Source organism: Streptococcus sp. 544 (assembly GCF_013277385.1).
GTDB lineage: Bacteria > Bacillota > Bacilli > Lactobacillales > Streptococcaceae > Streptococcus > Streptococcus mitis_BA.
The window spans coordinates 1-17,963 of sequence record NZ_VMMU01000028.1 but is presented as its reverse complement, the minus strand read 5'-3'; the positions used below and the strand labels follow the sequence as shown (position 1 = coordinate 17,963).

Annotated in this window: 28 protein-coding genes and 1 pseudogene; all 29 read left to right on the top strand. The window is 41.4% G+C overall.

Annotated elements, in window-relative coordinates:
- Positions 1–459 precede the first annotated feature (459 nt).
- Positions 460–1,026 carry a phage scaffolding protein gene (locus tag HT728_RS09645; protein ID WP_173234971.1) on the top strand — a complete coding sequence of 189 codons (567 nt, stop codon included), beginning with the start codon at positions 460–462 and terminating at the stop codon, positions 1,024–1,026.
- A gap of 26 nt (positions 1,027–1,052) precedes the next feature.
- The gene (locus HT728_RS09640; RefSeq protein WP_173234970.1) at positions 1,053–1,967 is read left to right on the top strand and encodes a capsid protein; all 915 of its coding nucleotides are present in this window, start codon (positions 1,053–1,055) and stop codon (positions 1,965–1,967) included.
- Positions 1,968–1,982: 15 nt separating this feature from the next.
- Positions 1,983–2,234: a hypothetical protein gene (locus tag HT728_RS09635; protein ID WP_050253780.1), complete on the top strand. Its 252-nt coding sequence runs from the start codon at positions 1,983–1,985 to the stop codon at positions 2,232–2,234.
- Positions 2,235–2,251: 17 nt separating this feature from the next.
- Complete coding sequence (locus HT728_RS09630) at positions 2,252–2,605, top strand: hypothetical protein (RefSeq protein ID WP_173234969.1); 354 nt, start codon at positions 2,252–2,254, stop codon at positions 2,603–2,605.
- 1 nt (position 2,606) lies between these two features.
- The gene (locus HT728_RS09625; RefSeq protein WP_173234968.1) at positions 2,607–2,963 is read left to right on the top strand and encodes a hypothetical protein; all 357 of its coding nucleotides are present in this window, start codon (positions 2,607–2,609) and stop codon (positions 2,961–2,963) included.
- Positions 2,950–3,378, top strand: coding sequence for an HK97 gp10 family phage protein (locus tag HT728_RS09620; protein WP_173234966.1), 429 nt, complete (start codon positions 2,950–2,952; stop codon positions 3,376–3,378). The genes HT728_RS09625 and HT728_RS09620 overlap by 14 nt, the downstream gene beginning before the upstream one ends.
- A complete protein-coding gene (locus tag HT728_RS09615) occupies positions 3,368–3,790 on the top strand; it encodes a DUF6838 family protein (RefSeq protein ID WP_173234965.1) in 423 nt (140 codons plus the stop codon). The genes HT728_RS09620 and HT728_RS09615 overlap by 11 nt, the downstream gene beginning before the upstream one ends.
- Positions 3,777–3,977, top strand: coding sequence for a hypothetical protein (locus tag HT728_RS09610; protein ID WP_050390753.1), 201 nt, complete (start codon positions 3,777–3,779; stop codon positions 3,975–3,977). The genes HT728_RS09615 and HT728_RS09610 overlap by 14 nt, the downstream gene beginning before the upstream one ends.
- A complete protein-coding gene (locus tag HT728_RS09605; RefSeq protein WP_173234963.1) occupies positions 3,977–5,260 on the top strand; it encodes a phage tail sheath subtilisin-like domain-containing protein in 1,284 nt (427 codons plus the stop codon). Before HT728_RS09610 ends, HT728_RS09605 begins: the two co-directional genes overlap by 1 nt.
- Positions 5,261–5,278: 18 nt before the next feature.
- The gene (locus HT728_RS09600; RefSeq protein ID WP_173234961.1) at positions 5,279–5,743 is read left to right on the top strand and encodes a phage tail tube protein; all 465 of its coding nucleotides are present in this window, start codon (positions 5,279–5,281) and stop codon (positions 5,741–5,743) included.
- Positions 5,744–5,761: 18 nt separating this feature from the next.
- On the top strand, positions 5,762–6,163 hold the full coding sequence (locus HT728_RS09595) for a phage portal protein (protein WP_050253802.1): 402 nt from the start codon (positions 5,762–5,764) through the stop codon (positions 6,161–6,163).
- 168 nt (positions 6,164–6,331) lie between these two features.
- Entirely contained in the window at positions 6,332–8,776 is a 2,445-nt protein-coding gene (locus HT728_RS09590; protein WP_173234959.1) for a tape measure protein, read from the top strand.
- 14 nt (positions 8,777–8,790) lie between these two features.
- Positions 8,791–9,453: a LysM peptidoglycan-binding domain-containing protein gene (locus HT728_RS09585; protein ID WP_173234957.1), complete on the top strand. Its 663-nt coding sequence runs from the start codon at positions 8,791–8,793 to the stop codon at positions 9,451–9,453.
- The gene (locus HT728_RS09580; RefSeq protein ID WP_143951951.1) at positions 9,450–10,415 is read left to right on the top strand and encodes a hypothetical protein; all 966 of its coding nucleotides are present in this window, start codon (positions 9,450–9,452) and stop codon (positions 10,413–10,415) included. The genes HT728_RS09585 and HT728_RS09580 overlap by 4 nt, the downstream gene beginning before the upstream one ends.
- On the top strand, positions 10,416–10,712 hold the full coding sequence (locus HT728_RS09575; protein ID WP_049500563.1) for a DUF2577 family protein: 297 nt from the start codon (positions 10,416–10,418) through the stop codon (positions 10,710–10,712).
- Positions 10,709–11,107 carry a DUF2634 domain-containing protein gene (locus HT728_RS09570; RefSeq protein ID WP_000106741.1) on the top strand — a complete coding sequence of 133 codons (399 nt, stop codon included), beginning with the start codon at positions 10,709–10,711 and terminating at the stop codon, positions 11,105–11,107. The genes HT728_RS09575 and HT728_RS09570 overlap by 4 nt, the downstream gene beginning before the upstream one ends.
- Entirely contained in the window at positions 11,104–12,159 is a 1,056-nt protein-coding gene (locus HT728_RS09565; protein ID WP_173234955.1) for a baseplate J/gp47 family protein, read from the top strand. Before HT728_RS09570 ends, HT728_RS09565 begins: the two co-directional genes overlap by 4 nt.
- A complete protein-coding gene (locus tag HT728_RS09560) occupies positions 12,146–12,664 on the top strand; it encodes a hypothetical protein (RefSeq protein ID WP_173234953.1) in 519 nt (172 codons plus the stop codon). Before HT728_RS09565 ends, HT728_RS09560 begins: the two co-directional genes overlap by 14 nt.
- Before the next feature lie 10 nt (positions 12,665–12,674).
- The gene (locus HT728_RS10520; RefSeq protein ID WP_188111560.1) at positions 12,675–13,721 is read left to right on the top strand and encodes a hypothetical protein; all 1,047 of its coding nucleotides are present in this window, start codon (positions 12,675–12,677) and stop codon (positions 13,719–13,721) included.
- Position 13,722: 1 nt separating this feature from the next.
- Positions 13,723–14,121 carry a hypothetical protein gene (locus tag HT728_RS09550; protein WP_173214039.1) on the top strand — a complete coding sequence of 133 codons (399 nt, stop codon included), beginning with the start codon at positions 13,723–13,725 and terminating at the stop codon, positions 14,119–14,121.
- 8 nt (positions 14,122–14,129) lie between these two features.
- Entirely contained in the window at positions 14,130–14,528 is a 399-nt protein-coding gene (locus tag HT728_RS09545) for a hypothetical protein (protein ID WP_173214041.1), read from the top strand.
- Positions 14,529–14,543: 15 nt separating this feature from the next.
- Positions 14,544–15,140 (top strand): hypothetical protein, encoded by a 597-nt coding sequence (locus tag HT728_RS09540; protein WP_188111559.1) that lies wholly within the window; start codon positions 14,544–14,546, stop codon positions 15,138–15,140.
- The gene (locus HT728_RS09535) at positions 15,133–15,285 is read left to right on the top strand and encodes a hypothetical protein (protein ID WP_173214043.1); all 153 of its coding nucleotides are present in this window, start codon (positions 15,133–15,135) and stop codon (positions 15,283–15,285) included. Before HT728_RS09540 ends, HT728_RS09535 begins: the two co-directional genes overlap by 8 nt.
- A 10-nt stretch (positions 15,286–15,295) precedes the next feature.
- Positions 15,296–15,733 carry a hypothetical protein gene (locus tag HT728_RS09530; RefSeq protein ID WP_112445255.1) on the top strand — a complete coding sequence of 146 codons (438 nt, stop codon included), beginning with the start codon at positions 15,296–15,298 and terminating at the stop codon, positions 15,731–15,733.
- 13 nt (positions 15,734–15,746) lie between these two features.
- On the top strand, positions 15,747–16,232 hold the full coding sequence (locus HT728_RS09525; RefSeq protein ID WP_112445253.1) for a hypothetical protein: 486 nt from the start codon (positions 15,747–15,749) through the stop codon (positions 16,230–16,232).
- 6 nt (positions 16,233–16,238) lie between these two features.
- Positions 16,239–16,571, top strand: coding sequence for a hypothetical protein (locus HT728_RS09520; RefSeq protein WP_112445251.1), 333 nt, complete (start codon positions 16,239–16,241; stop codon positions 16,569–16,571).
- A gap of 5 nt (positions 16,572–16,576) precedes the next feature.
- Positions 16,577–17,344, top strand: a complete 768-nt coding sequence (locus HT728_RS09515) for a hypothetical protein (RefSeq protein WP_112445249.1) — start codon at positions 16,577–16,579, stop codon at positions 17,342–17,344.
- A gap of 4 nt (positions 17,345–17,348) precedes the next feature.
- Positions 17,349–17,678, top strand: coding sequence for a phage holin (locus tag HT728_RS09510; protein WP_112445247.1), 330 nt, complete (start codon positions 17,349–17,351; stop codon positions 17,676–17,678).
- Positions 17,679–17,680: 2 nt separating this feature from the next.
- Positions 17,681–17,963, top strand: a pseudogene (locus HT728_RS09505) (autolysin); the annotation flags it as partial.

The following is a 17,963-nucleotide window of genomic DNA, read 5'->3' as shown; positions in this document are numbered from 1 at the left end:
ATTGGTCGATACGAAAAAGGGCAACTCGAGTTTGAACCTAGATGTCCTATCGATTTGTTAAAGAGACAACGTTCGGTTATGTGGGATTACCTTTCAACTCTGGAACAGCGTGCAAAAATTGAAGAAATCAAACTATAAAAATTAACCGCATCGAAATCGAGGCGGTTTTCTTATGCCCTAACCGTATGGAATCCCGTACGGTTAAATTTATATGTTGGAGGTATTGCCTTGAGGAAGTATACAAAAATAGCACTAACAATTGCTGTAACCGTCATTACAACAAAGCTAGTGCTACACATAGAAGAACAGCGAAAAATCAGAGACTTACATAATCGAATTGCTAAATTAGTTCAAATCGACTAGTGTCTTTCGCCCTGAGCATGGCGTTAAAAGGCTTTTTTACTTTACCAAAATGTCGTGGTCGTTGCTACGTTAAACAAACGTACAGGAGGAAAAGAAATGAATCGTAAATTTTTGGAACAGTTAGGATTGACTGAGGAACAAGTTGAAGCAGTTATGTCCGAACACGGGAAATCAACACAGGACCTACAAGCAAAGGTGTCTGCTGCAGAAGATAATGCCAAGGGCTTGCAAGACCAGTTGGAAGAGCGTGATAAGGACATGAAACAGCTCAAGAAAGACGCTGAGGGCAATGCTGAACTACAACAAAAATACTCAGACTTGGACAGCAAGTATAAGACACAACAGAAGGAACATGAACAACAACTCAAGACAATGCAGTTAGATCATGCTATTGAAATGCACTTGAGCGGTAAGGTTCATGACGCTGGAATCGTGTCTAGTCTACTAGACAAGTCTAAATTGGGATTAGGTGACAACGGAGCGGTGACTGGATTAGATGAACAGTTAACGGCTTTGAAGGAATCTAAAGGCTTTTTATTTGCTCCAGAAAAGGCTGTAGAACCACATATCGCTGGTGCTAAGCCACAAGGGGCAACACAAGAAGAAACAGTTGCTAACGACCTGACAACGCAGATGATCAATGCGTTTACGTCAGATCTATAATCAAAAAATAGAAAAGAGGAACAGATATGCCAGCAACATTGAACTATGCACAGGCTTACCAACAAGGTTTGCAAAATCGTTATAGTGAAAACGGACTGTTATTCACTAACAAACTTTGGAACTCTCCATCAAACACGCTTTTGAAATTTACAGGAGCTAAAGAAGTGAAAGTGCCGCGTCTTTTGATTAAAGAAGGGCGCAAGGACCGTACACGTCGCACGATTACGAATATTGACGCTAACTATGAAAACCAATGGGAAACATACACATTGACTAATGAGCGTTATTGGTCAACACTAGTAGACCCATCAGATGTTGATGAAACTAACTATGTTACTTCCATTGCTAACATTACTAAGACATTCAACGATACTGAAAAAGTTCCAGAAATGGATAAATTCATGGTATCTAAATTGTTCTCCCGTAAGAAAGCACTTGATACAGAAAGTAAACAAATTAAGTCATTGAATTTGACTGAGGAAAACTTCCTCGCAACCTTCGATGAGCTGATGGAACAAATGGACGAAGCTGGAGTACCAGCAGAAGGTCGTGTTATTTTCTGTACCCCAGCAGTTAAACGTATGATCAAGAACATCAAGCAATTTGGCCGTACAGTCAATATCCACGGTCAAGGCACGGTGATTGACCGTTCTATCGGTCGTTTGGACGATGTGACGATTGAACCAGCTATTCCATCTGACCGCATGAAGACCTTGTACAACTTCACAAATGGCGCTAAAGTTGACCCAACTGCTAAACAAATCCATTTCTTCTTGATTCATATTCCATGTATGGCAGCGCCACAAAAATATGAATTTGTTGGACTTGACGCACCAAGTGCTTCTTCAAGCGGTAACTACTTGTATTACGAACAATCTTACGATGATGTATTGCTATTCCAGACTAAACATGAAGGTCTAGCCTTTGTTGTCGCACCTTAAAGAGGAGGATAGAAAATGATAACAGTAAAGAAAGAAAATCGTGTCCTAGATATCGATGAACTAGAAAAAGCAACCTTCCTTGAAGATGGCTACGATGTGGTAAAAATCAAAGATGGCGAATATGTCGTCGTAGAGCCAGCAACCAGCGGACGTACCTATACCATTCAGGAGTATCAAGCAGTTGTGGCAGAACGTGACAAGGCTCTTGCAGAACTTGAAAAAGTGAAAGCTAAGAAAACAAGCAAGAAAGACGAAGAAGAGAAATAAGGAGGGTGTTTCTGCTGATGGAGAAGATGACACTTGAAGAAATTCAACAGCATAATGAGAATGCTAGACAATCCTTGATTGACTTGTATGAACAACGTTATACATGCTATCTAGAAGAGTTAGTAGTCGATGAAGTCATGCAGAACATTCTTAACTACTGTAATCGTGAGGATTTTCCTTTAGAGTTGCGATTTGTGGCCATTCAGATGGTTTATGTTGTTTGTAATCCTGACCAAGCTGTTCAAGGCAAGACTATTTCCGTTGGAGATACTCGTGTCGAATTGGAGAAGTCAGACCTTGCTAGACGGGCTGAACGTGTCTTGCTAGACTTTACCAGTCAGCTACAGAGGTTCAGAAAGTTGAGGTGGTAGGATGAATATCAATGATGTCCTATCTCAGGCAAGACCAAGTATTGAATGGACCTATGATAAAAAGATGGATGTATTTGCTACTGTCGAGGGTACGAAACCCAACGGAGCTGATTTTGTAGAGTTCAAAGAAATCTATAAGAAGGTTCCATGTCGTGTCTCTGTTCGCAACTTAGTGAATACAGAGCAGAACGAAGCACACCAACTCAAGACAGAGCACAAGATTTTCTGTTCGCCTAAATTTACTATCAAAGCTGGTAGTAAATTGATTGTGGACGGTGTTAAATACCTGACCAGTGAAGACCCGATGGTCTATGTCACGCATCAAGAAATTGTGGTGAGACGACATGAGTGGCTATGATGATAGTGATGTTCAAGAGTTCTTGAAACGGCTTGAACGAGCTCAGACAATTATTGATTCTGAGTTTATGCAGGCTGCTAAAGATATCGGCCTAGCCTTTTTGAAAGAGGTTAAGGAACGAACACCCAAGGGCCTAACAGGTAAGTTAAATCAATCGTGGAAGATGGAAGTAAGCAAAAATGGGAATGTGTACGAGGTTATCGCATTTAACCCTATGGAGTATGCTTCTTTCGTTGAAAGCGGACACCGCCAACAAGTAGGGCGTTATGTCCCTGCAATTGGCAAACGCTTGGTCAATCCTTGGGTCGAAGGGCGCTTTATGATGAGATTGACAGAAGAGCAGATTAAACAGAAAATCCCACAAATCACGCAACAAATCGAAGAGAGGCTAAAGGAGGAACTAGGTGGATTATAGTATTAGACCACTCGTCATCAAGCAACTCAAAGATGTGTTTGGGTGCAAGGTGTATGATGAACAAATCCAGCAAGGATTGAAAACACCTTGTTTCATTGTAGATGTGAAACCTGTGACTCGGAAGCGGTTGGCAAACCAAAACGATAAGCAGGTTTTTATTGTTTTGTTGCATTACTATACCGAAAAAACAACCGACTTATACCAGAAGTTTGAGGAGATTGAAACGGTGTTTCATTCGCCTTCTTTTCGTTATTTAGGGGATAAGTACCCTATCAATGACTTGAAGGTAGAATACAATGCGAATGATTTGATATGCACATTTACAATCACTCGATACGTTCGATGGGTTGAAGAAGAACCGACAATGCAAATATTAGAAAGGATAGGTGAAACTTCTCATGGAAATGAATGAAGAAGTAGGTTATGTAACCGAACCAGTGGTACCAACCACTGAAGATAAATTTGGCAAAGAGGCATTACTCAAGTATTTTGAAGAGGATGCAACTTTGTTAAACATTTTGCTGGAAGATGACCAGTCATACTCACTAGCAGAAGTAAGACGCATTTTAGAAGACTGGAGAAAGGGTGTGGCTAACTAATGGCACAATGGAGAGTACAGAATAAACGAGTTCCAAAGGCCTACATCAATTTCGTATCAAGAGATGATGTGATTATTCCTTTGGAAGACAATACGATTGCAGCAGTTATGATTGCTGGATCTTGGGGAGAACCTGGTGCTTTCACACTTGTTGACGGCACAAGCAACTTCCGCCGACTATTTGGTAAACCGATTGATGAACTCCTTCCGATTCGTGAGGCCTTGAAAGGAACTGGCAAGGTTCTTGTCTACAACGGTGTGAACAATGCTGGGGTACAGGCTACGAAAACAGAAAGCGATATGGTCGTTACAGCTAAATACAAAGGATTGGCTGGTAACCATATTCATGTTATCTTCAAGAAACAAGTCGAGACTGGTTTTGAAGTGACAACTGTTTTCTTTGGCAAAGAAGTTGACAAACAAATCATCACAGCCTTGCCATTTAAGAACGACTATGTGAACGTAACGGGTACTCTAACGACAGAAGATAAGACAATCTTGCTTGAAGGTGGTACTGATGGTGCTACAACCAATTCAGAAGTTGAAGATTTCCTAAATGCACTCGACACTCAAGACTTCCGTGTCTTGGCTCTAGGTACTGACGAAAGTGCAACGAAAGCACTTGTTACGGCTCATATTAAGAAATGGCGTGACGCTGGTCGTTCAGTTATTGCAGTCTTGAATGATTACACGGATGCTGACGATGAAGGTGTTGTATCAGTCGGTAACGGGGTTACATTGAGCGATGGTACGAAACTAGGCGCTAAGGACTGTGTTTACTTCGTAGCTGGTAAGTATGCAGGGGCTGGCTTGCAATCCAATACATTCAAGTCTTATCCAGGCGCTATCGACTGTGAGCGTAAGAACGAAGCAGAGGCTGAAAAGCTCATCAATAAAGGTCAGCTTATCTTTGCTTATCGAAATGAAAAAGTGATTATCCTGTCAGATGTGAACTCATTTACTAGCTATACGGTAGAACACAGCCGTATTTTTGGTAAGAACAAACTTGTCCGCACCATGGATAATATCAATACCAATGTCAAGTATATCTTTGAGAACTACTTCATCGGTAAAGTGCCAAACAACGTGAATGGTCGTGAGTTGTTTAAACAGCGAATCATCACAATGGTCCTTGATCCACTTGCTCAAAAGCAAGCCTTGGAGTATAAAGCCAAAGATATTGAGATTTCACAAGGTATCACCAAAGAATCTGTCGTGGTAAACTTGCCAGTTGTCTTGACGGACGCTATGGAAATCTTGTACATGACGGTTATCTGTGATTAAGAAAGGAGAAACTAGCTAATGGCTATTATGAACCAATTAGATGCTTTGTCAGCTAAGGAAGGAACAGTCTTCTTTACAATCAATGACAAGCAATATGAACTAGCAGAGCTTATCTCGCTAGAAGCGAAGGTTGAATACACAAAAGCTGATGTTACCCCTCTCAACTCTCGTATGAAGGGTGGTAAGATTGTCGGCGCAGAAGGTACAGGTTCGTTGAAGATGTACTACCACCGTCCAGAATTAAAGGCGATGGCTTTAAACTATGTCAAACAAGGTATTTTGCCTCGTATTGATATCAAGTGTACTAACGAAGACCGCACATCTCGTGCAGGTCGCTATACCATCGTTTTGAAAGGGGTTCTGTTCAAAGAATCACTTATCTTTAAACTAGATGGATCAGCGGATGAGGTCATTGACGAAGAAACGGACTTCACATTCCAAGATTTTGATATTTTATCAGAATTCCAAGAAATTATATACTAACATAAGGAGGAAATAGTGGTGAGTGGATTAAAAGCATTTTTGAAACAAAATAAAAAAGGGGAAGAGACTAAGGATGTCTTGCTTCCTTCTTTTGAGGAACCAGTTAAAATTCGAGTCTTGAGCGCACGTGAAGCGGACTTAATCAATGACCGTTGCTTTGTCAATAAACCTGGTCGCAATGGACGCCAAGAGCGTGTCTTTGACGGTGTTAAATATAACCGTGAAATCTGTATTGCGTCTATCGTGGTTCCTGACCTTAACGATAAAGAATTACAAGATTCGTATGGAGCAATGGGAGCTTCTGAGTTATTCGGTACTATGTTTAACTGGGGCGAAAGCGCCTTGATTTTGGAAGCTGTGACCGAACTCAGCGGTATCAACCAAACATTCCAAGACAAGGTTGACGAGGCAAAAAACTAATAAAAGAGGACGCGGAGGCACAACTTGCCTACTTCGCCCTCGTAAACTATTACATTCGCCCTAGTGAATTTGTGAATATGGATGTAGAAGAAAAAGCCTTTTTCGCTGCAGTCATGCATGAAGAGGCGAAACAACGTAAAAAAGCAATGAAGAAGTGAGGTGATTCTATTGGCAAATATACAAACAACCATGTCTTTGACCGATAGAGTCACAGGCACTTTAAATAAAATCTATGCGACTATGGAGCGTGTCAAAAATGCAGGCTCTGGCATAGATAAAGCTATGAAGGCTCAAGAGTCCGCTATGAAAAAAGCTGGTGATTCTGGTCAATATTTTGTCAATAAAGCTGGGCGAGTCGCTGATGTCAACGGTAGGTTTGTCAACAGTGCAACGCTAGCAGCTGCAGGACTAAAAAAAGAAGAACTGGCTCTAAGAGATTTAGGGAATGCCTCTAATAACGCTTCTAACAAATTAAGTAAGTTAGTATCTTTGAAAGGATTGTTGAAGACCGCTTTAGCTGGTATTGCAGTCGGTACGATTACTAAACAAGCTATAGGCATGTCAGACGAGTATGCTAATATGCACGCTCGTTTAGATATGATTCGTGACGGTATGCAGACGACGGAGCAACTACAAAAGTCTATCTATACATCCGCACAACGTACAGGCTCAGCCTATACAACCATGGCGAACGGTGTCGCTAAGATGAGGATGCAAGCTGGCGATGTTTTCCAAAACAACGGCGAAACAATTGCTTTTTTGGAAACTATGAACAAATCCTTTGTTGTTGGTGGCGCAAGCATTGAAGAACAAAAAAGCGCCATGCTTCAGCTTACTCAGGCTATGGCTAGTGGTAAGTTGCAGGGTGACGAGTTGCGTTCCCTTGCTGAGACTTCACCAGCCTTAATCCAAGCTATTGCCAATAAGCTAGGCGTTAGCCGTGGCGAGGTTAAGAAACTTGGAGCAGACGGGAAGATTACGGCCGACATTGTCAAAACTGCCATGCTGGATGCAAGCGAAACGATTGACAAGCAATTCCGCAACATGCCTATGACGTGGGGCAGGGCATGGCAGAACTTCCTGAACTTTGTGACCAAGGCACTTGAGCCAATATCGATTAAGATTAATCAGATAGTGAACTCGTCTGCCTTCCAACAATTCGCCCAGATTGTAGCCACGGTGCTTCAATATGTCGTCCAAGCGGTTATCTTTGCTATGGATATGATTGGGGCTGTTTGGAGTATGTTGGCGCCGATTGCTCAATTTGTGGCTGATAACTGGTCTGTCATTCAACCGATTATTATTGCTGTGGCAATTGCTATAGGAACTTATATAGTCGCAATGAACGCAGCAAGTATAGTGACCAATCTATTTAGTATCGTTACAAATGTTGCGAAAGCCGCTATGGCTGGTTTTAATGCAGTGATGGCAATGAATCCAATCATGTTGATTGTGATGGCAGTCATCATTCTGATTGGTCTATTCTATGCCTTGGTTGCATGGTTTAACAATCTTACTGGTGCAGCTTTATCAGCTACAGGAATCATCATGGGAGCGATATTTGCCCTTGGAATGATAATTTGGAATGTGATTATCGGGATTATCAATATCATTATATGGGTGATAAATATGGTCCTACAACTTGTTTTTGGTGTTGCTAACGGCATCATGATGATAGGTATGGGGATTTATAGTTTCATTCTAACGATTATAATAGGAATCTTGCAATTTATCGACTGGTTTATTACGGGAGCTATAAATCTATGGAATGAATTGACTTATAACTGTCAAATGGCATGGTACGATATTGCCCAAGGTGGTAGAGGGATGGCGGTCGCTATCGCTGGATTTGTAGACAGCATGGTTAATAGTGTTATCGGTGCAGTCGAGGGCATGATTAACTCTGTTCTGGGTGGCTTTAATAAGATGATTGGGTTCTTGAATGGGTTCGGTCTAAATCTGAGCGCTGTTGGAACGGTTTCTCTTGGTCGAACGAATTTTGCTGGTGATATCGCTAACGCCATCGACAGCATGGAAAAACCTGTCAAGAAGACTTTTGAAGGTTTGCATTTGGCAGATGGTCTTATTAACCACCAAGCTAACTTAAAAACTCCCGAACTAGAGACTCCACAACTGGGTTATCTTGAATTTGGTAGCGTCGGTGGGGCCTTTAATAACGGCTATAAATTCGGCCAAGGGATTGATAAGGCTGTAGGTGGTTTCTTCAAAGGTGCTGGAGATGCCAACGGTGCAGGAAACAATTTCTTGGGTGACCAAGGCACTACACCTTATGAACTCAGCCCAGCAAGTTCAGTACCTGGACAAGGAGACGGAGGAAAAGGCGGTGGCGGTGGCCACAACCCTACTGGTGGTAAATTAGACAAAGTCGGCAAGATTGAAGATGAAATCAAACTGGACGATGAATACATCAAGCTGATTAAGGACGTTGCGACCATGAAGTGGCAACAGAACTTTATTACCTTGAAGCCAGAGATTGTCACCAACATTGACTCCATTAACAACGCTGGCCAGTATGCTAACGTATTGGATGATTTGAATGCAACGATTGTAGACGCTTTGAATAATGGCGCTGACGGCCTCATGGCTTACTAGGAAGGGGGTAGCAGATGTTTATATTTATTGAAGGTATTAAATTGCCAGTGAATCCAGAAGAAATCAAACTGGAGGACAAACAAGGAATTGAGACAGTCGCTATCATCGATACTGGTAACGTTCCGCTTGTCGGAAATCCAGAGCTTCAATCGATTGAGTTTGAATCCTTTATTCCTAGTGGAAGATACGACGGAAATTACCAACGGAATAGCCGTGTCTCTCCAGAATCCTTTGTATCATCTATTCGTAAATTTAAGACGGAAGGCACTCCTATTCAACTCATGATTGGGGGTGCTTTTGGTTCTGCTATTAACGGGAAATTTCTAGTGGAGCAGTTCGATGTCTCTACCAAAACAGGATATGAAAATGACCTGATATACAAGATTAAGTTTTTACAATATCGGTCTCACAAGCCACGGAAGGTTACTATCAAAGACAAAAAAGCACTCGAGGCTACTAAAAAGAAACCTCAGGCAAAAGCTACTGAAGAACGTAGTGCCACAACAGAGAAACCTGCTCAAAAAAGCCATACGGTCGTGAGTGGTGATACTCTTTGGGGAATTGCTCAGACCTTTTACGGAGACGGTAGTCGATATACTGAAATTTACGAAGCCAACAAAGACAAAATCAAAGACCCTCATTGGATTTATCCTGGACAGGAGTTTGTGATACCATGATGCAATTATTCTATCAGAACAATAAAACTGGAGATACCTGGGATTTAGCAACTGTGTCTGAAAAGGTCGAATTCAAGACAACTAGAAAAGGGTCAGCTTGGAGCGTGGAGATTACCTTGTACAACTCTACAAAAGTAGCCTTTGAATACGGTTCTCCGCTCGCTTTCAAGCTAGATGATAAAGAGGTATTCTTTGGTTATTTGACGAAAATCAAGTACGAAAAAGATACCAAAACAACCTTGACTTTTCATGATCAGATAAAGTACTTACTACGCAATATCAACTTTGTTGCCAAGGATAAAAACGTCAATCAAATCGTCTCGGCAATCGCAGGAGATTTTGATTTGAAGATTGGGGAACTAAAAGCCCCAGCCGTGACCTTATCCCCTCAGTTGAAGGAAGATAAGAAGGCTCTGGATATTATCCAAGAGGCCATGGACGAGACCTTGGTGCAAAGTGGAGAGTTGCTGGTTTTGTATGACAAGTTCGGAGAGTTGACACTAACAACTCCGAAAAACTTACCAATCCAGTACATTATAGGCAATGAATCCTTTATGTCTAGCTTTGAGTTTGAAGGTTCGATTGAGGATAGTGCTAATATTGTCCGCTTGATCCAAGAGAACAAAGAAACCAAAAAGAGAGAGGTCTACATCTATCAGGACAGCTACAATATCGGCGCTTGGGGAAAACTCCAGTACATGAAAAAAGTGGATGAGAAAGCAACTGAGGGGCAAATCAAGCAATGGGGCGAAATGCTCTTGAAGATGAAAAACCGTCCCAAAGAAACTTTCAGTCTAAAAGCCGATATTGGAAGTATTGATTTTTTAGCAGGTCATGCAGTCTATGTGGATGTTAAGGATATTGAGAAGAAGGGATGGTATGTCATTGAAGAGGCAACTCATTCCTTCAGTGCAGAAAAGCACACGATGGAAATTAAATTATTCATGGCAGGAAGTGAGTAGATGGAAGTAATAGAAAATCTAAAGAAATTGATTAGTAATTTCATTGAAAATCGCCAGTTCGCAAAGATAACGACTGGTGTAGTTTTATCGGTTTCTCCACTCAAAATCCAGTTGACCAATGAGTTGATTTTAGATGATTCTATGCTTGCTGTCACATGGACCGATGAAGCATTGGATCCTGAGTACGTAGGCCAAACCCTTCATCTCATCAGACAAGATGGTGGAGGGTTTTATTATGTCTTGTACAAGAAGATATTCCACTACAAGCGCAAAGTGAAAGGGGGTTCTGATGAATGAGTACTCCTAAAACAAACTTTTTAAACATCGCTAAAAATGTTGTTGAAGCTAAGAAACAGCCTAGCTTAACACTAGATGAAACTAATATCTTGCTAGAAACAGATGGCATTCATGCTCTGAAGCAATCAATCAGACGCATGCTGACAACTGAACGGTTCATCTATACGATTTATGACCATCGGTACGGTGTGGAGTTAGATGCTTTATTTGGTGGAGATATGGACTATGCCCAAATGGATATCGCACGGCGCATAAAAGAGGCCTTGTATGAAGATGACAGGATTCATGAGGCTCATTCTTTTTCTACCAAGGTAAAAAAAGATGAGTTTTATGTGCAGTTCATGGTTGATAGTGATTTTGGAACATTTGAAATGGATTTGGAGGTGAAACGATGATAAAGGTAAAAACATATCCAGAAATTTTAGAGGATATGCTGGCCTTGTTTGATGATAAGTATGACAAGAGACAAGGGTCTGTCTTGTACAATCTAGTAGCGCCTGCAGCTCGAGAAGTTGCCATTCAGTATACGGTCTTAAAATCGTATGAGGAAGTCAACTTTTTAGATACAAGTACAGGAATCTTCCTAACTCGTTTATGTAGACAGTTTGGAGTTGAACGATTGCCAGCCACGGCATCGGTCCGATTGGTTCAATTCAAACAGGAAATCCCACTAGGAACCCGTTTTAGTGTGGTTAATAGTGAGTATAATTTCCGTGTTTTGGAACGCCGCTCCGGATTCGAGTATAGCGTAGTAGCTGAACAAGTCGGAAATGCTCCCAACTATGTAAGAGGTCAACTCATCAATATTGATGTGTTGAATGGTTTTAAAGGGGCAGAAATTGGTTCTGTTATCGTTGTAGGAGAAGACGAAGAGACAGATAAACAACTCCGTAAACGGACCATTGAGTATCTTAAAACACCGACTTTAAACGGAAACATTGCCCAATACAAGAAATGGGCAAGTGAGTTTGTTGGTGTTGGTTCGGCCTTGGTAGAGCCACTTTGGAAGGGTGAAAATACAGTCCGTGTATCTATTACGGATGCTGACGGTAATGAAGCGAGTGCAGAGCTGGTAAATAAGTTCAAGAATTACTTGGATCCTGAACCGAGTGGCCACGGATTAGGCGTTGCTCCGATTGGTGCTTATGTGACAGTGCAGTCTGTAAGTGGCTACGACGTTCGTATTACCGCAACGATCAAGATTGATGAAGATGTAGATATCGAAACCATCAAGCACGAGGCGAAAGTCCAACTCATTAAATACTTACGTGAAGAAGCATTTGAAGAGAAAGAGGTTCGAAATTATAAAGTTGCCACGATCATTGACAGAATTAATGGGGTTCGAGATGTGGACCGTATTTTGTTGAATGACAGGGAACAAAGTATTGAACTTTCTACCAACATGCTTCCTAAATTAGCGGAGGTAACCATTAATGTCACAAGTTAGATATCGTATGTTATCGGCTTTGCCAGAGGTCTTAGATCCAACAATCAATGATTTGTTTGAAACTGAGATTCCAGAGCTGGAATTGATTACAGACTTAATCTTTGACACAAGACGGTTGATGTTGTTGCCAGAAGCGACCGAAGACTGGATTGCACGTTGGGAAAAAGCTTTGCAGGTAAAACCGAAAACAATTGATTTGGAAGAGCGAAGGCGGTATCTAATCACTTTAATTTCTTCCAAAATAAAAATAAACTCAGTGAGTTTACAAAAAATTACAAAGAGCTTTACGAATGTCAATAATTTAGTAACGGTCAAGGGTTCGGCGGTACATATTCGATTTTTAGGAGAACTACCGACCGGATATTTGAACCGTTTTTTAAAGTATGTGCGTGAGTTGATTCCTGCTCATTTAGGAATTCAATTCTCAGTTGAAGCACCTATGATGAACGCGATTTATATCGGTGCTCACACGTTTAGAGACATTCGTTCAGTTCGATTTGAATAGGAGGAAATAAATGGGATATTTTATCCAGCCTATTGTGACCGATAAAGCAATCAGCGAAACAGCCTTAGCGATTCAAAATAGAGAACCACTGGTTTTCACTCGAATAGCTTTGGGGAGCGGACGACATCGGACGGACGCAGGCAAGAAGAATGACGTAGCTCAAATAGTTCATTCTTTGCAAGTTACGCAGTCTTTATCGACTGATATCGCTGACACGATTCGTCTCACAGCGAGGTTTGATAACTCACGGATTGAGCGTGAAATGATTGTGAACGAAATCGGTGTGTTTGCAAAACGTGGGAATCATGAAGAATTCATGTACATGTACACTTGGGCAGAACAGGGAGATGTGATTCCTCCTAAAACATCTGCTTATGTATATCGAGATTATGATTTCAATACGACTATTAGTAAGAATAGTCAGATTACCATTCAATACAATGCGACTGACTTGGTTTATGCAACTGTCCCTGAATTAAAAGCGACAGAAACTAAGTTGCAAAATAGCATTGACAATCATATCAAGGATATATCACGACATGTATCGGTTGAGGAACGCACAAAATGGAACGGGAAAGCCGACGCAACCCATCGTCACAAGGTTGCAGACATCGACGGTCTGCCTGAAAAGATTGACGAGTTCACTAGAAGCAAGGCTGAGAAGGTTGACCTTACTGGTCACATCAACAACCGAAACAACCCACACAATGTAACGAAACAACAAGTGGGACTAGGGAATGTCACGAATGTTGAGCAAGCAAGTAAGCAAGATTTTAACAATCACGCAACTAATCGCAACAATCCACATAGCGTTACGAAGCATCAAGTTGGTCTAGGTAACGTAGACAACGTAAGACAAGCAAGTTATGAGTCTGTAGAGGCTTTAAAGCGTGAGTTTCAGGAGCATGAAGATAGACTAAATGCTATCGAGTATATGTTCTTGCAGAATGACTTCACTGCTCCGATTCGTACGGAAGACGGTACAGAACATACCTTACTTGCGGACGAAAATGGTCATGTGATTGTCGCAGATTGGAAATATAGAATGGAGGTATAATATGGCAGTAATTAGTACACAGACACGAAAAGTAACTGATTTGCCACAGGCTAGTCAGGTTAACAACTCAGACAACATCATGATTCATGATGGACGTGGGTTGAAAAAAATGTCTGTGCAGACTTTCAAAAACGGAGTGAGTTCAATTCCCACAACCGCAACAGCTGGTTCAAACGGAGTTGTCAGGCCTGATAACTCGACGATTACAGTCGATAGTTCGGGTGTCTTGCGAGTAAACAGGTCGGCGCTTGGAATTCCAAGTACACCGTCCGAAGTGGTCGCTAATAAGCTGATTAACCAGAACGGGAACCAGCAAATGAAATACTGGTACGGTTCGAAAGCCCAATATGAAGCAGTTAGAACTAAAGATCCCAACACAATCTATGATGTGTATGAGTAGGTGGTATTATGGCTACAAGAGAAGGAATCTATGTCGGAGGACATGAGATTATAGAACGGTATGTTGGAAGTAAGTTAGTGTGGCAAAAATGGCGGTTTTTAAAACGTTTTAATAATTTAAAAAGCGCATTTATTTATCCACATTCATCTAATACGGTTGCTGTAGATGGAAATTTCATAAGTTTAGCAAGTAGTTTCGATAGTGAAGACAGAAAACTTAAACTTATTAATTATGGTAATTATGATACAGAGGTCTTCTATGCGAATCGAGTTTATGTATACACAAGATACTCAGGTGAAAACAATTACATTGCAGATAAACAATTACATATCGAGTTCGACAGCAACCAAGAAGCTTCAGATTTCAAACAACGCTATCGTGCTGGAACAATAGATATTTACATTTAAGAGGAGAAAATTAACATGGAATTTGTATTAGTAAATAAATTTTTTAGAGTTGGCAAGACGGAAGTCTCTATTCAATGTGACAAGCCGTTTACTTTTTTCACTCGCGAGTTAGAGGGTGACCGTTTGGGTGACACGGACGAAACGCTCATTGAAGCAGTCAAAGAGATTCTACGTACCGAACTTGACCCAATTAGCGCCATTGTCAAAAACCAAGAACAATTGGCTAAAACGCAAGAACAATTGGCTAAAACGACGGAAGCGCTGGAGAAAGCCAACCAACTCATGGATGGCATGCAGAAGGTCAATCTCCAGAATGCTCAGGATATTGAGGATATCTCAGCACGATTGGAAGAGCTGGAAGCTCAAGGAGAGTCTGACCAGGAGGAGAAAGAGGAGGCAGAGGAGGACACCCCTCAGGTTACGGACACAGAAAACCAAGCTGATGAACCAGCCCCAGCGCAGCCAACTACTGAACAACCAGTAGCAGAAGCACCTACACAACCAACCCCAGCGGTAGAAGATAACAAAGAAAGCGAGAAAGAAGATGACATTTCTGAAACGACAAACCAAGAGAGCCCTAGTGAAGACAATGGAGGTAGCAACAATGAGTAAGATTACACTAGACCAAGCAAAAATCGACATGTACATCAACCTACTGGAACGTGGAGCAGTTGACTTTTCATGGGTACATAAACGCTGGAAAGACCGTGTGCGCAAGGAATTGAAGAGACGTGGTTTGAGCCATTTGGCAGACTAGCGAGGTGCTTATGGATGTCTTACAACAAACAGAACATTTCTTTATGAATGTGCTACCAGTAGCGACGCCAATCGTCGTGGCTTGGTTAGGCTATAAAATGCCGAAGAAAACAAAAGAAGAAACAGATAAAATCGTCTCGGAACTAACCGATGTCAAGAAACAGATTGAAGATGTCCAGACTACCGCTAAAGATAGCAATTCCAAAATCGATGAAGTACAAGAGAAGTTAAAAGTACACGACGAGGCGCATCTAAATACAATGAAGTTGCGCCTTGACCGTGATATGCGACGGGCTATTCGTAGAGGGTTCACTTCAAAAGACGAATTTTCCCTAGTGGAAAGTCTGCACAAAAGCTACAAGGCTTTAGGAGGTAATGGCTACATAGACCGCTTATTCAACGATTTTGAAAAATTGGAGATTAAGGAAGACATCTTAGTAGATGATTAGAAAGAGGTGCAGAATGGGTTGTAACAAACGTAGAGTTAATACAACCAATTTGGTTCGGATTGATGGTGGCGACCTTATTAAACAAGGGGATTTGTCTTCTACTTTTGGATTTGAATTGTTAGATGAAAATTACCGTGTCATGACCTTATTTGAGGGTCAAGATGCGGTTGTTACTCTAACAAAGGGACAACGCAGGTGGAAGACAACTGCTCCCGTCACTAGCCATTCTGTCAATTTTAATTTAGATAGTATTCTACCAAGCGGAAAATACCGAGTGGAAATCTCGGTTGGAGGGTATATCTTCCCAAGCGATAGAGATACTTATATTGAAATTGAAGACTCAGATAAAGAATTGGTTACGGAAGATGTCTACACTTTGAAGGAATTAGACATCGAAAAAGAAGTAAAAAAACAACTTGCAGGAAGACCTGCAAGAGAAGGTGGAGCATGTCCGGAATTTCCCGATCTACTCTTCTTTTATAATATTGGAAAGGTATAGAAAAAAATGGACACAACAAAATTAACAGCATTCGCACAAGCAGTTGGAGCAGATATCAAGGAAGTTAAGCAGAGCGTCAGCACTAAAGTAGAAACCTCAGCAATGACGCAAGCTATCTCTCAGGCAGTCACTCAAGCTAAATCCGAGGTTAAGGCTGAAATCTTGGGTGAGGGAACGCCTGAAAATCTTGACACACTGAAAGAAATCGCGGAAAAAATCACAAGTATGGGACAAGATGAAAATAGCGCACTTCTTGGCAAAGTAACTGAAGTCAGCGGACGTGTAGATCAGATTGCCAATGTTGACTTGGTCGCAACCTATAATGCAGCGAAAGCGTGATCGCTATGAGTAATTTAGAGGAATTTGCCCAAACAGTTGGGCGAGATGTCAAGGAGCTGAGCCAAAAGCCTGAACCAAGGCTGACACTGACAGGAATTACCCTTGGAATTGTTGGAGGCAATCATGTCACCCTACCGTTACCAGATAATGTAGGGCATGAAATCCGTGGCACTGGCTCACCAGAAGGGCGTATAAGTGCAGAAATAGGAGTGACTTACATCGACACAGCTAAAACTAACGGTGCTTTAAAATGGATTAAGATTACTGATGGTGGAAATCAAGGTTGGAAAGTTGTTGAAGGTGACACTGGTTGGGTGTTAGGTTGGCAGTATGATACGAATAAAAATGTCATAAACAGAATGTATTTCAGACGTATAAATAATGTTGTACATGTTAAGTTTGAACTTAAAATTAACACTAGTGCAATTAGACCTGATACTAATTTAATACTAGATCCAGGCAGTTATGAGTCAGATGATAACTTATCTATTGATGGTTTTAAACCTGTTGATGATGTAGCTCAGACTATATTTAATACTTATAATGATATTTATTCTAATACTGCAAGTGCTGAAAATTCAGAAGGTGCACAAGGAACGGGTGCTGTGATTATTCATTATAAGTATAACCATTATAAAGAGTATAGCGAAAAAAGTGGATTGAAGTTGCAGATTGTAACTAGTGAATTAGGCGTGGAGCAAAATCACGTCAACCCATTTTCTTATTTAACAGAAGATGAGTGGCCTACAACATTACCAACTATAGGAGGATAAACATATGACACAATTTAACGAACTCATCATTGCCTTTGCGACAGGCTTTTTAGCTGTAGCAGTAGGAAATATCGTAAAAGCAGTAAAAGATTATCTTTTACGAAAAGGTGGAGAAAAGGCGGTAAAAATCGCTGAAATCCTAGCCAAGAACGCAGTAAATGCCGTTGAGCAGGTAGCTGCTGAAACTGGCTACAAGGGAGATGAAAAATTGGCACAGGCTCGTGCTAAAATCCGTGCAGAGCTGACCAAATATAACATCAGCATGACGAACAAGGACTTGGACACCTTTGTGGAGTCAGCCGTGAAGCAGATGAATGACGCTTGGAGGGAGTAGGGATGGATATCGATACAAGCAGACTACGTACAGGCTTGCCACAAGTCGGAGTGCAACCTTATAGACAAGTACATGCTCACTCAACAGGCAACCGCAACTCAACTGCTCAAAATGAGGCGGACTACCACTATAGAAAGGACCCTGGACTTGGGTTCTTTTCTCATGTCGTTGGAAATGGCCGTGTTATGCAGGTAGGACCTGTTGATAATGGTGCCTGGGACGTTGGGGGTGGTTGGAATGTTGAGACCTATGCAGCAGTTGAATTGATTGAAAGCCATTCAACTA